12 protein-coding genes are annotated in these 14,349 nt (G+C 66.8%); 5 read left to right on the top strand and 7 right to left on the bottom strand.

The features are described from left to right. Nucleotides 1-11: 11 nt before the first annotated feature. Together OUY36_RS01535 and OUY36_RS01530 are read right to left on the bottom strand one after the other, a co-directional pair. Complete coding sequence (locus OUY36_RS01535; protein WP_442807017.1) at nt 12-2,747, bottom strand: AMP-binding protein; 2,736 nt, start codon at nt 2,745-2,747, stop codon at nt 12-14. A gap of 146 nt (nt 2,748-2,893) precedes the next feature. After that, nucleotides 2,894-3,826, bottom strand: a complete 933-nt coding sequence (locus OUY36_RS01530) for a LysR substrate-binding domain-containing protein (protein ID WP_152480670.1) — start codon at nt 3,824-3,826, stop codon at nt 2,894-2,896. Between the two features lie 162 nt (nt 3,827-3,988). Here OUY36_RS01530 and OUY36_RS01525 point away from each other — a divergent pair, with 162 nt between their 5' ends. Both OUY36_RS01525 and OUY36_RS01520 read left to right on the top strand, forming a co-directional pair. Beyond that, nucleotides 3,989-5,413 (top strand): aspartate ammonia-lyase, encoded by a 1,425-nt coding sequence (locus OUY36_RS01525; RefSeq protein ID WP_152480669.1) that lies wholly within the window; start codon nt 3,989-3,991, stop codon nt 5,411-5,413. A gap of 89 nt (nt 5,414-5,502) precedes the next feature. Then, nucleotides 5,503-6,762 (top strand): dicarboxylate/amino acid:cation symporter, encoded by a 1,260-nt coding sequence (locus tag OUY36_RS01520; protein WP_267936409.1) that lies wholly within the window; start codon nt 5,503-5,505, stop codon nt 6,760-6,762. Nucleotides 6,763-6,773: 11 nt separating this feature from the next. Here OUY36_RS01520 and OUY36_RS01515 read toward each other — a convergent pair whose 3' ends face one another. Continuing rightward, on the bottom strand, nt 6,774-7,592 hold the full coding sequence (locus OUY36_RS01515; RefSeq protein ID WP_152480667.1) for a helix-turn-helix domain-containing protein: 819 nt from the start codon (nt 7,590-7,592) through the stop codon (nt 6,774-6,776). A gap of 171 nt (nt 7,593-7,763) precedes the next feature. Here OUY36_RS01515 and OUY36_RS01510 point away from each other — a divergent pair, with 171 nt between their 5' ends. From OUY36_RS01510 to OUY36_RS01500, 3 genes are all read left to right on the top strand, one after another. Continuing rightward, a complete protein-coding gene (locus tag OUY36_RS01510; protein ID WP_267931810.1) occupies nt 7,764-9,185 on the top strand; it encodes an alanine/glycine:cation symporter family protein in 1,422 nt (473 codons plus the stop codon). Nucleotides 9,186-9,297: 112 nt separating this feature from the next. Continuing rightward, nucleotides 9,298-10,281: an asparaginase gene (locus OUY36_RS01505; protein ID WP_267936408.1), complete on the top strand. Its 984-nt coding sequence runs from the start codon at nt 9,298-9,300 to the stop codon at nt 10,279-10,281. A gap of 119 nt (nt 10,282-10,400) precedes the next feature. Next, complete coding sequence (locus tag OUY36_RS01500) at nt 10,401-11,210, top strand: substrate-binding periplasmic protein (protein ID WP_267936406.1); 810 nt, start codon at nt 10,401-10,403, stop codon at nt 11,208-11,210. Between the two features lie 3 nt (nt 11,211-11,213). Here OUY36_RS01500 and OUY36_RS01495 read toward each other — a convergent pair whose 3' ends face one another. The 4 genes from OUY36_RS01495 to OUY36_RS01480 all read right to left on the bottom strand — a co-directional run bounded on the left by OUY36_RS01495 (nt 11,214) and on the right by OUY36_RS01480 (nt 14,173). Next, nucleotides 11,214-11,912, bottom strand: a complete 699-nt coding sequence (locus tag OUY36_RS01495) for a carbonic anhydrase (protein ID WP_102839317.1) — start codon at nt 11,910-11,912, stop codon at nt 11,214-11,216. 41 nt (nt 11,913-11,953) lie between these two features. Further along, entirely contained in the window at nt 11,954-12,862 is a 909-nt protein-coding gene (glsB, locus tag OUY36_RS01490) for a glutaminase B (protein WP_063541246.1), read from the bottom strand. A 65-nt stretch (nt 12,863-12,927) separates the two neighbouring features. Beyond that, on the bottom strand, nt 12,928-13,230 hold the full coding sequence (locus tag OUY36_RS01485) for a P-II family nitrogen regulator (protein ID WP_011911435.1): 303 nt from the start codon (nt 13,228-13,230) through the stop codon (nt 12,928-12,930). Nucleotide 13,231: 1 nt separating this feature from the next. Then, the gene (locus OUY36_RS01480) at nt 13,232-14,173 is read right to left on the bottom strand and encodes a sodium-dependent bicarbonate transport family permease (RefSeq protein ID WP_011911434.1); all 942 of its coding nucleotides are present in this window, start codon (nt 14,171-14,173) and stop codon (nt 13,232-13,234) included. Nucleotides 14,174-14,349 lie beyond the last annotated feature (176 nt).

Here is a 14,349-nt window from a genome sequence, read left to right as displayed (position 1 = left end):
CACGTGCATGATCAGGGCACCAGGCCATCGCGCTCACCCGGCTCGGTCAGCGGCAACATCAAGCCACTCTGACCAGGCATCGCCGCAGCCGAATCCTCCAGCAACGCGCGCAGTGGCGTGGCGATGGAGGCGGTGTAGTCCTTGACGCAGCGGTGATGGCCGCCGAGTACGTCGTAACTCTCGAAGCTGGTGCCCATGTCGCGCCAAGCCCGGCTGGTGTAGTCGGCCGAGAAGTACACCACCGGCGCGTCGATGCGTTCGGGCAGGCAACGCGCCATCACCAGCGAGTAGTGCAGAAAGCGCACTCGCACCTCGCGATCACGCGCTGTGGGTGGCGTCGGCACATGGCCGGCCAGGCGCTGGCGCACCATGCGCACGCTGCGCCGCGAGATTTTCCAGACCAGGTTGGCGATGCGCTTGGGATAGGGCCACTTGCTGGTCTCCCCGAAGCGACTGAGGGCCTCGTAGGCGCGGGCCAGGTGCATGTCCGGCAGCACGCGGTCGAGGCTGCGCAGAATGGCGCGCGACCAGGGCCGAACATTGGCGGTGGGCGGATCAATCAGCGCCACGATCTCCACCTCATGGCCCGCCTCGATCAGCAAGCGGGCAGCCTCGAAGGCCACCAGTGCGCCATTGCAGTAGCCGCCGATGCGATACGGCCCCTGCGCCTGACGCTCGAGGATCAGCGGCAGGCGCTCACGCGCCATCTGTTGCACCGACGCCGGTATCGGCTCGTTGGCCATGCCATGGGGGGCGATGGCGGTCAGCGGCTGCTGCGGGCCGAGCAGCCGAGCCAGGCGCCGGATGTAGTAGCCGCCGTGGGCGAAATCGCCGTGGAACCAGAACAGCGCCGTGCGCCCCGGCTGGGCGTTGAAATCGATGACCGGAATGACGTGGTTGGCAAGGTTCTCCAGCCGCGCCGCCAGCTCGCGGGCGGTTTCGGCCTCGATCAGCAGTGATTCGGGAATCACCCGACCGAGCATCTGCTCCAGTTCGGTGAGCATTTCGGTAGCCAGCAGCGAATCACCGCCGCTGTCGAGAAAGTTATCCTCCGGGCCGACCGCCTCGGTCTTCAGCAGGCGCCGCCAGATGGCCAGCACGTCCTGCTCCAGCTGCGAAGCCGCGACCGCGCCGGTCGACAGGCGGGCACGCTCGTTGCGCTGCTGGACGTAGGCGTCAGCCAGGCGATGGCGCAGCACCTTGCCGGTCAGCCCGCGCGGCAAGGCCTCGATGATCTGCACACGTCGCGGCACCTTGAAGTAGACCAGCTCGTCACGCAGAAAACGCTGCAGCTCGGCGCCCGTCACCTCCATTGCCGGACGCAGTACCACGGCCGCTGCGACATCCTGGCCGAGGCGCTGATGGGGTACGCCGAACGCCGCGGCTTCCGCCACGGCCGGGTGGCGCAGCAGCGCGGCATCGACTTCCGAAAGGCTGACCTTCTCGCCACCGCGGTTGATCACCTCGCGCAGACGCCCGTGCAGGTGCAGGAAGCCTTCTTCATCGAGGCTGCCGATGTCGCCGGTGTGGAACCAGCCGTCGCGCAGCACCTCGCGGTTGAGCGCCTCGTCGCCGAGGTAGCCAGGCATCACCGTGGCGCCACGCACGCGGATCTCGCCGCGCTCGCCAGGGGCGACCGGCTGGCCGTCCTCGCCGACGATGCTCAGGGTCTCCGGCCAGGGTCGCCCGACCGTGCCGGCCTTGCGCGCGTCCGGGGTGTTGGCGGCGATCTGCGCGGCCTCGCTGGAGCCGTAGTGCTCCAGCAGCGGGAAGCCCAGGGTGCGATCGAAGCTGTCGATGATCTCCTGCCCCAGCGGGGCGCCGCCGGATGAGGCGAAGCGCAGCCGTTGTGTGCTCAGCCCTTCGGGGTGCGCACGGGCTGCCTCGAGAATCGCCAGGTGCAGTGCCGGACCGGCGGAATACCAGCTGGGGCGCAGGCTTGCGAACCACTCGTGCAGGTCCACCACCGCCGGGCTGAGCGGAAAGGCGACGCTGCCGCCGGTGAGCAGCGGCGTGAGGATGGTGACCTTCAACCCGTGGGAGTAATAGGGCGCTGACACGCACAGGCAACGATCGCCGGCATCCAGGCCGAACCAGCGCTGCCACTTGCGTGCAGCGGTCAGCATGTTGCGATGGGTAAAGGGAATCAGCTTGGGCAGCGCCGTGGTGCCGGAGCTGCGCAGGATGAACGCCGGGGCGTCTGGCTCGGGCAGCTCGTCCGGCGCCGGCTGCGCCGCAACCGGCATCGCAAGGCGCAGTGCCGGGCTGCCATCTTCCGCCGCTTCGGCACTGATCAGCATGAGTCCGTGGCGCTCGGCGGCTGCACGGCCCTGCTGGTCGCCATCGCTGCCGATCAGCAGGGCATCGAGCGGCAGCTGCTGGAGAAACTGGTCCAGCTCGGCCGGTCCGAGGCGCGGATCGAGCGGTACGGCAACCGCGGAACAGGCGATGGCAATGATCGCGACCGCCGCCTGTGGCGCTTCCGGCAGCAATACACCGATCCGCGCGTCGCGGCCGAAACCGGCCAGGCGCAACTGGCGATGGGTCCGCTCGATCATCTGCTGCAGGCCGCGATGGTCCAGCGGCGCGAAGCGGGTCGAAAGCACCGCTGCTCCATCGGGCGAGGCTTGCGCGATGCGGGTCAGCGCGGCATGCAGGGTGACGGGCGCGATGCTGGCGGTCGCCGGGGCGGGCATAACGAAGCCCGCATGCATATCGGGGACGGTGGCGTCGGAGTCGTGGTTCACGGCTGTCTGTCCTTGGCTAGAGTCCGGCCTGGCCATGGTCGGATTGCTCAGCTAAGACAGCAGTACGAGAAAAAGTTGCCCGGCGCCACGCAACAAAATGTGTGCAGTTCGCCGCTTGATGCGCTCATTTGCCTGCGCAGAGTGCCCTAACCGGCGGCCTCGTCCGCCGCTCGCTGCGCGTCAACCGTGCGGTTTTCCAAGCGCCGCCAGAGCAGGCGCACCGCACCCTTGCGCATCAGCGAACAGCGGTACAGGCGGATTTCCAGCGGCACCCGCCACTGCTCACCGCCGCAGATCGCCAGCTCGCCGCGCTCGAGCTCCGGCTCCACGCTCAGCCGCGGCACCCAGGCGATCCCCAGCCCCTGCAGCGCCATGCTCTTCAGGCTGTCGGCCATGGCCGTCTCGTAGACGGTGGTCGAACGCAGCGCGCGCTGGCGCAGCAGCAGGTTCACCGAACGGCCGAGAAAGGCGCCGGCGCTATAGGCCAGCAACGGCACGGTCTGGCCGCTGTCGACGTTGTACAGCGGCACGCCGTCGGCGCCGACTGCACAGACCGGCAGCATCTCGGTACGGCCCAGGTGCAGCGAAGGGAACAGCTCCGGGTCGAGCTGCAGCGCGGCATCCGGATCGTAGTAGGCGAGGATCAGGTCGCAGCCGCCTTCGCGCAGCACATGCACCGCCTCGCCGACGTTGGTGGCGATCAGCCGGGTCGCCAGGTTCAGTCCATCGTTGCGCAGGCCGGCGATCCACGCCGGGAAGAAGCCCAGCGCCAGCGAGTGCGCCGCGGAAATCTGCAGCACCTCGCCCTGCTGGCCCTCGACATGGTGCAGATGACGCACCACCTCGCCGAGCTGCTCGACCATGTTGCGTGCGCTGACCAGAAACAGCTGGCCTGCCTCCGTCAGTTCGATGGGTGTGCGTGAACGGTTGATCAGCTGCAGGCCCAGAGCCTCTTCCAGCGAACGGATGCGCCGACTGAACGCCGGCTGCGTGACGAAGCGGCGCTGCGCCGCCTGGGAGAAGCTGCGAGTCGCCGCGAGGGCGACGAAATCGTCCAGCCACTTGGTTTCCAGATTCATGTGAAAGGACCCTCATACGATGGCGACGAGCGGGAAGTCACACCAACATTATGCCGTTTCGGCATGAGCCAGCCATCAACGGCATTGGCCTCGAACAGGCCGCAGACCTTACTTTAGGCGCACTGCAGCACTGACTGCGTCTATCCGAGCCACGTTACCATCATGTCCGAAGTTGCATCATCGCGAATCGAAAAAGACCTGCTTGGCACCCTCCCCGTTCCTTCCGACGCCTACTACGGCATCCAGACCCTGCGCGCCTTGCACAACTTCCGCCTCTCCGGCGTGGCGTTGTCGCATTACCCCAAACTGATCGTTGCCCTGGCGATGGTCAAGCAGGCCGCCGCAGACGCCAACCGCGAGCTGGGCTACTTGCCCGAAGCCAAGCACGTGGCGATCAGCCAGGGCTGCGCACGACTGATTCGCGGCGAATTCCACGAGCAGTTCGTGGTGGACATGATCCAGGGCGGCGCCGGTACCTCGACCAACATGAACGCCAACGAGGTGATCGCCAACCTCGGTCTTGAGGCCATGGGCCACGCCAAGGGCGAGTACCAGCATCTGCACCCGAACAACGACGTGAACATGGCGCAGTCGACCAACGACGCCTATCCCACCGCGATTCGCCTGGGCCTCCTGCTCGGCCACGACACCCTGCTGGCCAGCCTGGACAGCCTCTGCGAAGCGTTGACCGGCAAGGGTCACGCCTTCGCCCATGTGCTGAAGATGGGCCGCACCCAGCTGCAGGACGCGGTGCCGATGACCCTCGGCCAGGAATTCCACGCCTTCGCCACCACCCTCGGCGAGGATCTGCAGCACCTGCGCCGCTTCGCCCCGGAGCTGCTGCTGGAAGTGAACCTCGGCGGCACCGCCATCGGCACCGGCATCAATGCCGACCCGCGCTACCAGGCCATCGCCGTGCAGCGCCTGGCCGAGATCAGCGGCCAGCCGCTGCGCCAGGCCGCCGACCTGATCGAGGCCACCTCGGACATGGGTTCGTTCGTGCTGTTTTCCGGCATGCTCAAGCGCCTGGCGGTGAAGCTGTCGAAGATCTGCAACGACCTGCGCCTGCTCTCCAGCGGCCCGCGCACCGGCTTCAACGAGATCAACCTGCCGCCGCGCCAGCCGGGCAGCTCGATCATGCCGGGCAAGGTCAACCCGGTGATCCCGGAAGCGGTCAACCAGGTCGCCTTCGAAGTGATCGGCAACGACCTGGCGCTGACCATGGCCGCCGAGGGCGGGCAGCTGCAGCTCAACGTCATGGAACCGTTGATCGCCTACAAGCTGTTCGATTCGATCCGCCTGCTGCAGCGCGCCATGGACATGCTGCGCGAGCACTGCATCGAAGGCATCACCGCCAACGAAGATCGCTGCCGCGAGCTGATGGAAAGCTCCATCGGCCTGATCACCGCGCTAAACCCCTACATCGGCTACGACAACAGCACCCGCCTGGCCCGTGAGGCCCTGCTCGGCGGCCGCAGCGTGCTGGAGCTGGTACGCGAGGAACGGCTACTGGACGAGGCCATGCTGGCCGAGATCCTGCGCCCTGAAAACATGATCGCGCCACGCCTGGCCCCGCTGGCGGTGTGATCGCTCCCTGCGCCCGGCATATAGCCGGGCGCTTGCTTTACGGGCCGCCAGCCCGGCCCGTTCGCACAATAAAAACAACAGGAAGACCCATGACTCAGAGTACGACCCTCTCCGCTCCCCTGCGCCTGCTCGTCCGCCTGCCGCTCTGGCAGCAGATCCTCATCGGCCTGGCCCTCGGCGTCGCCGCCGGCATGGCCTTCGGCGCGGATGCGCAGCTGCTGGCCCCCGTCGGCACGCTGTTTCTCAACGCGATCAAGATGCTCATCGTGCCGCTGGTGTTCGTTTCGCTGGTGGCTGGCATCACCTCGATGCAGGACAGCGCCAAGCTCGGGCGCATCAGCCTCAAGACCATCGCCATCTATCTGGTGACCACCGCCTTCGCGGTGAGCATCGGCCTGCTGTTCGGCGCGCTGTTCAGCCCCGGCGAAGGGATGAACATGGTCGCCAGCGGCACCCAGGAGGCCAAGCAGGCGCCTTCGCTGGTGTCGATCTTGATCGGCCTGGTGCCGTCCAACCCGGTCACCGCCTTTGCCGAAGGCAACATCCTGCAGATCATCGTTTTCGCCATCGCTCTGGGTGTGAGCATCAACCTGATCGGCGAGCGCGGCGCGCCGGCGGTGCGCCTGTTCGATGCGCTGGCCGAGACCTTCTACAAGCTCACCGACCTGGTGATGCGCGTCGCGCCGATCGGCGTCTTCGCCCTGACCGCCGGCGTGGTCGGCAGCCATGGCGCCGAAGTGCTGCTGCCGCTGGCGGGCGTGATCGGCGTGATCTACCTGGCCAGCATCGCTCATGTGCTGCTGGTCTACGGCGGGCTGCTCGGCCTGCTGGGGCGGCTCAATCCGCTGCGCTTCTTCCAGGGTATCGCCCCGGCGCTGGCAGTGGCGTTCAGTACGTCCAGCAGCTCCGGCACCCTGCCGGTGTCCATCGAATGCGCCCGCAAGAACCTCGGCGTATCCGAGGGCGTCGCAGGGTTCGTGCTACCGGTGGGCGCGACGATCAACATGGACGGCACGGCGATCTACCAGGGCGTGCTCGCACTGTTCATCGCCCAGGCCTTTGGCATCGACCTCAGCGCCGGGCAGTACGCGATGATCATCCTCACCGCGACGCTGGCCTCCATCGGCACCGCCGGCATTCCCGGCGCCGGGCTGATCATGCTCGGCCTGGTGCTCACCGCCGCCGGCCTACCACTGGAAGGCGTGGCGCTGATCGCCGGAATCGACCGTATTCTCGACATGGCACGCACCACGGTGAACGTCGCCGGCGACCTGATGACCACCACGCTGGTCGGTCGCAGCGAGGCGGAACTCGACCGCGCGGTGTACGACAGCAGCACCAAGGAGTGAAGGCGCGCCGGCTAGTCGATCTGGAACAGCCCCGCCTCCACGCGCGGCGTCGCCAGGCGCTCGCGAATCTCCGGATCGATGCGTGGGTCGTCCGGGCTGTAGAGCATCACCTGGCGATAGGCGCTGACCCGGTTGATCTCGCGGCCCAGGTATTCCCACACCACCGAGGTGCAGGCCGGGGTGCGACGGTCGCCGGAGGAAACGCCGGTCTTCAGGCCGTTGAGGCGGGTGATGCGGCTCTTGAAGCTGGGAATGAGGATGGTCTGGCTCATCTCGTTGAGCGTCAGCGATTCGTAATCGATCAGGAACAGGCGGTCCTGCAGGCCGAAGGCGGCGCCCAGATAGCGACAGCGCACCCAGTCCTCGGCCTGACCGAGGGTGGGGCTGGCGCGTTCCTGGCGCTCCTGGCGCTCGAACAGGTACAGGCCGTTTTCCTCGCGCAGGTGTACCAGAGAGATCAGCACGCTGCCCGGCACCGACATGCAGTTGGCGTATTCGAAGTAGTAGCCGCAATAACGCGACAGGCTGGTGGTCTGGTCGCGCAACGGCTGCAGCAGGGCCAACAACGGATCGGTCCGCGGCAGCGCCTGGGCTTCCGGATGGCGGGCGCCGACCAGCCGGGCGAACTGTTCGGGCGGCATTTCCAGCTCGTAGCCCTCGACGCCGAAGAAGTCGCCAATGCGCTTGAGATTGAACGGCGTCGGCCGGCTCTGCCCACCCAGGTACTTGTTGAACTGGGCGCGGTTGATGGCGAGCTTGCGACACACCTCGGCGATGGAACGGTAATGGCTGCACAGCAGCTTGAGATTTTCAGCGAGGTGAGAGGTCACAGGAGTTGGCCCCAGTCTGACGCGAGTGTCGCAAGTCTAGCATCAACTCGCGCCACATCGCGGCCAGCCGCGAAATTGCTCCACGAGCCACGCTGTTGAAACATCCCCCGCTTGCACGGCGCAGCGGCGCGCGCCGGACACCCTAACAACGACAACAAGGTGAACATCGCCATGCTCGACCTTCTCAACGACCTTATCTGGAGCAAACTGCTGATCGTCATGCTGATCGGCTTGGGCTTGCTCTTCACCATCCGTTCCGGCTTCGTCCAGTTCCGCTATTTCGGCAACATGTTCAGCATCTTCGGCCACGCCTTCGAGCGTCAGCCGGGACAGCTCTCCTCCTTCCAGGCGCTGATGCTCTCGGTCGCCGGCCGGGTCGGTGCAGGCAACATCGCCGGCGTCTCGGTGGCGATCATGCTCGGCGGCCCGGGCGCGATCTTCTGGATGTGGGTGGTGGCCCTGGTGGGCATGGCGACCAGCTACTTCGAGTGCTCGCTGGCCCAGCTGTACAAGCGCCGCGAGCCCGACGGCACCTACCGCGGCGGCCCGGCCTTCTACATCCAGCACGGCCTGGGTCAGCGCTGGCTGGGTATCGTCGTCTCGATCCTGCTGCTGATGACCTTCGGCTTCGGCTTCAACGCCGTGCAGTCCTTCACCGTCGCCAGCTCGCTGCATGACACCTTCGGCGTGCCCACCGTGGCCAGCGGCATCGCCCTGACCCTGGTGATCGGCGGCATCATCTTCGGCGGCATCCGCCGTATCGCCAAATGGGCCGACGTGCTGGTGCCGGTCATGGCCTTCTCCTATCTGGCCATGGCGCTGTTCGTCATCGGCAGCAACATCGGCTCGGTGCCGGAGACCTTCGGCCTGATCTTCCGCAGCGCCTTCGGCCTCGAGCAGGCCTTTGCCGGCGGCATCGGCGCGGCCATTCTGATGGGCGTCAAGCGCGGCCTGTTCTCCAACGAGGCGGGCCTGGGCAGTGCACCGAACGTCGCCGCGGTGGCCGAGGTCAAGCACCCGGTGGCGCAGGGCATCGTGCAGTCGCTGTCGGTGTTCATCGACACCATCATCCTGTGCAGCTGCACCGCGCTGATCATCCTGCTCTCCGGCGTCTACGAGCCGGGCATGGACCAGGCCGGCGTGGTACTGACCCAGACCGCCGTCGCTGCCGTCGTCGGCGAGTGGGGCCGGGTGTTCGTCAGCGTCGCGCTGCTGCTGTTCGTGTTCACCACGCTGATCTACAACTACTACCTGGGCGAGAACGCGCTGGGCTTCTTCACCGAGAAGCGCACCCCGGTGGTGATCTACCGCGTGCTGGTGATCATCCTCGTGCTCTGGGGGTCGGTGCAGGACCTGGGCACCGTGTTCGCCTTCGCCGACGTCACCATGGGCCTGCTGGCCATCGCCAACCTGATCGCCGTGGCCCTGCTGTTCAAGGTCGGCCTGCGCCTGATGCGCGACTATGACCGACAGGTCCGCGCCGGCATCGAGCAACCGGTGCTCGATCCGAAGGACTTCGCCGACCTGGACCTCGACCCGGCCGTCTGGCAGGCCAACGCGCCAGCCACGACGAATGCCTCCTCGCGCCACTGACAGCGCGACGCGACAGGCCGGACACCCGCCGCTCCGTTAACATGCGGCGGCGGGTGCCAGCCCTACCCGCCTTATTTTTTTCGACGGCTGCGCCGACGAGCGAGGAGCGCGCGTGAACCCATCTATTCAACGTCTGCTGGTGCTCTACACCGGCGGCACCATCGGCATGCAGCAAAGCGCCGCCGGACTGCTGCCAGCCTCCGGCTTCGAGGCCCGCATGCGCGAACAGCAGGCGCACGAGGCCGGGCCGCTGCCAGACTGGACCTTCCGCGAACTGCAGCCGCTGCTGGACAGCGCCAACATGCAGCCGCGCCACTGGCTGCAGATGGCCGAAAGCATCCGCAGCGCGGTGAAGGTAGACGGCTGCGACGCGGTCCTGCTGCTGCATGGCACCGATACCCTGGCCTACAGTGCCGCCGCGCTGTCCTTCCTGCTGCTCGACCTGCCGGTACCGGTGCTGCTCACCGGTGCCATGCTGCCGGCCGGCAGCGAGGGCAGTGACGCCTGGCCCAATCTGTTCGGCGCCATGCGCGCCCTGCAGGCCGGGCAGGTGCAAGGTGTGCAGCTGTACTTCAACGGTGCGCTGCTGCACGGTGCGCGGGTCAGCAAGCTGCGCAGCGACGCCTTCGATGCCTTCGCCGAAGCGCCGCGCCAGCGCCTGGCAGCGGTCACAACCGAGCGAGCGCCGGCATTGCTGCCGCAGCGCTCTGCGCAGGTCATGGTGCTGCCGCTGTATCCCGGTGTCGGCGCGGCCCATGTCCAGGCGCTGGTGGCCAGCGGTGCCCAGGCGCTGCTGCTGGAATGCTACGGCAGCGGCACCGGGCCGGCCGACGACGTCGATTTCATCGCGGCGCTGCGCCAGGCGCACCGCCAGGGCGTGGTGCTGGCGGCAATCAGCCAGTGCTCGGGCGGCCATGTGGATTTCGGCGTCTATGCCGCCGGCAGCGCGCTGCGTGATGCCGGACTGGTCTCCGGCGGCGGCATGACCCGCGAAGCGGCGCTGGGCAAGCTGTTCGCCCTGCTCGCCGCCGGCCTCGATCAGGCCCAGGTAGAACACTGGTTCGGCCGCGATCTGTGCGGCGAAATGGCCGGCTGAACAGCCAGAAAATGCGCGCTGCCCCGCACGGCAGGCGCAGCTGGCTGGCAGTGTGCCCGCCGCACCACTACCCTTGCTTACGCCGACAACAACAAGAAAAGCGTCAAGGAGCCGATGCCATGGCCAGATCCGGTACCACCGGGGCGCTGTTCGCCCTGCTCATCGGTGCAGCATTCGCCGCCCAGGCCGAACTGCCCGCCAATTACGAAATCACCCTGCAAACCGACAGCTTCCCGCCCTTCAACATGGGCCCCAACAGCAAGACCTTCGCCCGCGGTGACAACATCGAAGGCATCGGCACCGATACGGTGCGCGACATCTTCCGCCGCGCCGGCATCGCCTACAACCTGACCCTGCGCGGCCCCTGGAGCCGACTCTACGAGCAGACCCAGCAGCAGCCCGCCCATGGTCTGTTCTCGGTGGCGCGCACGCCGCAGAACGCCGGTCAGTTCAAGTGGGTCGGGCCGCTGGCGCACCACGACAGCGTGCTGCTGGCGCCCGCCGGCAGTGGCCTGAGGTTCGACAGTCTTGCCCAGGCCCGAGGCTATCGGGTCGGCGCACATAGCGCCGGTAGCGTCAGCCTGTATCTGGAGAGCCAGAGACTGGACATCAGCAACAGCCTCAACGATGCCGAGAACCTGCGTAAATTGATGACCGGGCGGATCGACCTGTGGGCGGCGGCCGATCCGGTGTGGCGCTATCACGCCCGGCAGCAGGGCATCGATGAGAGCCAGCTGCAGGTCGTGCTGAGCTATCGCAGCGAACCGCTGTACCTGGCGCTGAGCCCCGACACCCCGGACGAGGTCATAGGCCGCCTGCAGAAGGCCCTGGACGAGGTGATCGCCGTGGGCTATGCCGGTTGCAGCAAGACACCGGACCTGTGCTACCTGATCCAGCACCGCAGCAAGGCACTGGCCGGCAACCGCTGAACCTCAGCTCGCGCGGTAGCGCGGCCGCGGCGTGGCCATCGGCAGGGGTCCGTCGCCGATCACCCGCCACTCGCCGCGCTCGGCATCGTATGCGCGGATCTCGCTGGTTTCGATGTCGTACAGCCAGCCATGGATGAAAAGCTCGCCACTGGCCAGCCGTGCGGCAACCGACGGGTGCGTGCGCAGGTGGTCGAGCTGCGCCACGACATTCTCCTGGGTGAGGATGCCGAGGGTGTTGTGGTCGGCGCAGCCGCAGTTCTGCTCGACGACGATCTTCGCCACCTCGGCATGGCGCAGCCAGCCCTTAACCGTGGGCATGCGTTTCAGCTCGGCTGGATTGAGCACCGCCTTCATCGCCCCGCAGTCGGAATGACCGCAGACGATGATGTGCTGCACGCCGAGGGCCATGACGGCGAATTCGATGGCGGTCGAGACACCGCCGTTCATCTGCCCATAGGGCGGTACCACGTTGCCGACGTTACGCGTGACGAACAGATCGCCCGGTGAGCTCTGGGTGATCAGCTCGGGAATGATCCGGGAATCGGCGCAGGTGATGAACATGGCCCTTGGCGTCTGCTCATGGGCCAGCTTCTTGAACAGCTCGCGCTGCTCGGGATACACCTCTTCGCGAAAGCGCCGCACGCCGGTGACGATCTGTTCAAGGGCCTCCTCCGCGGTTTCACTTCTCCTGTCGTCACTCATGTCGCTTCTCTCCAATGGTTATAGGTGATGGGCCGCTGCCGTCAGAAGACGGACCAGCCGATGCGCTGCGAGAGCGCCTCGAGTGCGGCCATGCCGATCAGCGAATTGCCGGCGGCGTTGAGTTCCGGGGACCAGACGCAGACGCTGAAGCGCCCGGGCACCACCGCGACGATGCCGCCGCCGACGCCGCTCTTGCCGGGCAGACCGACCCGGTAGGCGAAGTTGCCGGCCTCATCGTAGAGGCCACTGGTGGCCATGATGGCGTTGACCTGCTTGGTCTGGCGCGGCGAGAGCACGGCCTCGCCGCCCTGCGGACAGATGCCGTCGCGGGCGAGGAAGCCGAACGCTCGGGCCAGGTCGACGCAGGTCATGCGCAGCGCGCAATGATGGAAATAGCTGCGCAGCACCGCCTCGACGTCGTTATGGAAGTTGCCGAATGCCTGCATCAGGTAGGCCATGGCGGCGTTGCGTGCGCGATGCTGGTATTCGGACTCGGCGACCTTGGTGTCCGAGACGATCAGCGGATTGCCCGACAGGTGCCGGACGAAGTCGCGCATTGACAGCTCCGGAGTAGCGAAGCGTGACTGGTTGACGTCGCAGATCACCAGCGCGCCGGCGTTGATGAACGGGTTGCGCGGGCGGCCGCGCTCGAATTCCAGTTGCACCAGCGAGTTGAACGGCTGCCCGGACGGCTCGTGACCGAGGCGCTCCCACAGCGACTCGCCGCGATGGCCGATGGCCTGCACCAGGCTGAACACCTTGGAGATGCTCTGGATCGAAAACGGCGTCCGCGCATCGCCGGCCTCGAACAATTCGCCCTCGGCGCTGCACACGGCAATCCCCAGCTGATCGGCTGGCACGTCGGCCAGCGCCGGAATGTAGTCGGCCACACGGCCGCGCCCGAGCAGCGGGCGTACTTCGTCGAGAATCTCCTGCAGCAGGGCGTGCATCGGCAGCTCCGTCGGTTCCTGGTCGAAGATGGACGCCCGCCGGCCAGGCGGCATCACAGCGCGGATCAGAACTTCTCCGGGCGCAGCACTTCCACCTCGCTGAGGTAGCAGACCATGGCGAAATTCGCGTAGTAGCGCGCCTGCAGGTGCTCGGCGATGCGCTCGGCGACGTCGCGACTGCAGATCACTTCCAGGCGGATGTTGCCATCGGTTTCCCAGCCGGCGCTGCGGACGCCGCGACTGCCGCTGCCGCGGGCATCGGACAGCGTCCAGCCCGGAGCGCCGAGGGTTTTCAGGTCGGCCTCCAGCTTGTGTTCCAGAGCCGCCTCGCAGATCACGGTCAGCAGTGTTCGGTTGTGCGCGTTCATCTCAGAACCCCCAGGCGATCAGCCGCTCGGCCAGGGCCAGATAGAGCGGAATACCGATCAGGATGTTGAACGGAAAGGTGATGCCCAGCGACGCGGTCAGCGACAGCGACGGATTCGCCTCCGGCACCGCCAGACGCATCGCCGCCGGCACCGCGATGTAGGACGCACTCGCCGCCAGCGTGGCGAGCATCGCCGTGCCGCCCAGCGAAAGCCCCATGAAGCGCGCCAGCAGTGCACCGATCAGCGCACCGATCAGCGGCATGACCAACGCGAAGGCAGCCAGCTTGGCACCGTAGCGTTTGAGCGAGCCGAGCTGCCCGGAGGCGATCAGGCCCATTTCCAGCAGGAAGAACGCCAGTACCGGTTTGAACATGCTGGTGTACAAGGGTTCGAGGGGTTTGATCGCCTCCTTGCCGGCGATCGCACCGATCAGCAGGCCACCGAGCAGCAGCATGATGCTCTTGCCGAGGAATATCTCGCGCCCCAGCTCCTTCCAGTCGGTGTCCTTCGACACACCCTTGGCCAGCAGGATGCCCACCAGGATCGCCGGGATCTCGAGGATCGCCACGAACAGCGGCATGTAGCTTTCGAAGAACACCTCGCGCGCCGCCAGGTACGCCACCACCACGGCGAAGGTACCGGCACTCACCGAACCGTAGTGCGCCGCCACCGCCGCGGCGTTGACCCGGTCGAAGCGCAGGCCGCGCAGCAGGCCGAACGCCAGGATCGGCAGCAGCACACCCAGCGCCAGCACCAGCAGCGACTGGCCAAGCAACGCGGCACTGGCCTGCTCGGCCAGCTCCACCCCACCATGCAGACCGATCGCCAGCAAGAGCACGATCGACAGCGTCTCGTAGAGCGCTGGTGGCAACTTCAACTCGCTCTTCACCAGCCCGGCGAACAGGCCGAAGACGAAGAACAGCACTACCGGGTCGATACCCATCTAGATTCTCCACAGCTCGGAAATTGAACCGCTCCCTGGCATCCACAGGCTCGAAAAAAAGGAGCCGCTGGGGCTCCCAAAGGGGACACATTGCCAGCGTGCTACGTTCCGCCGCCCGCTACAGCGCGCGGGCAGGCGGATCGAAACGACGCTGGCGTGGCGCGATCGGCTCGCCA

Origin of the sequence: Stutzerimonas sp. R40042 (assembly GCF_026642215.1) — a bacterium.
GTDB classification, from domain to species: Bacteria; Pseudomonadota; Gammaproteobacteria; order Pseudomonadales; family Pseudomonadaceae; genus Stutzerimonas; species Stutzerimonas frequens.
Note: the sequence above shows the minus strand (reverse complement) of the source record. Positions and strands in the feature narration are given on the sequence as shown.

Coding starts and splice junctions, on each gene's coding strand:
- OUY36_RS01530 (WP_152480670.1), bottom strand. CDS start 3,826: ATGAATCTGGAAACCAAGTGGCTGGACGATTTCGTCGCCCTCGCGGCG.
- OUY36_RS01525 (WP_152480669.1), top strand. CDS start 3,989: ATGTCCGAAGTTGCATCATCGCGAATCGAAAAAGACCTGCTTGGCACC.
- OUY36_RS01520 (WP_267936409.1), top strand. CDS start 5,503: ATGACTCAGAGTACGACCCTCTCCGCTCCCCTGCGCCTGCTCGTCCGC.
- OUY36_RS01510 (WP_267931810.1), top strand. CDS start 7,764: ATGCTCGACCTTCTCAACGACCTTATCTGGAGCAAACTGCTGATCGTC.
- OUY36_RS01500 (WP_267936406.1), top strand. CDS start 10,401: ATGGCCAGATCCGGTACCACCGGGGCGCTGTTCGCCCTGCTCATCGGT.
- OUY36_RS01495 (WP_102839317.1), bottom strand. CDS start 11,912: ATGAGTGACGACAGGAGAAGTGAAACCGCGGAGGAGGCCCTTGAACAG.
- glsB (WP_063541246.1), bottom strand. CDS start 12,862: ATGCACGCCCTGCTGCAGGAGATTCTCGACGAAGTACGCCCGCTGCTC.
- OUY36_RS01485 (WP_011911435.1), bottom strand. CDS start 13,230: ATGAACGCGCACAACCGAACACTGCTGACCGTGATCTGCGAGGCGGCT.
- OUY36_RS01480 (WP_011911434.1), bottom strand. CDS start 14,173: ATGGGTATCGACCCGGTAGTGCTGTTCTTCGTCTTCGGCCTGTTCGCC.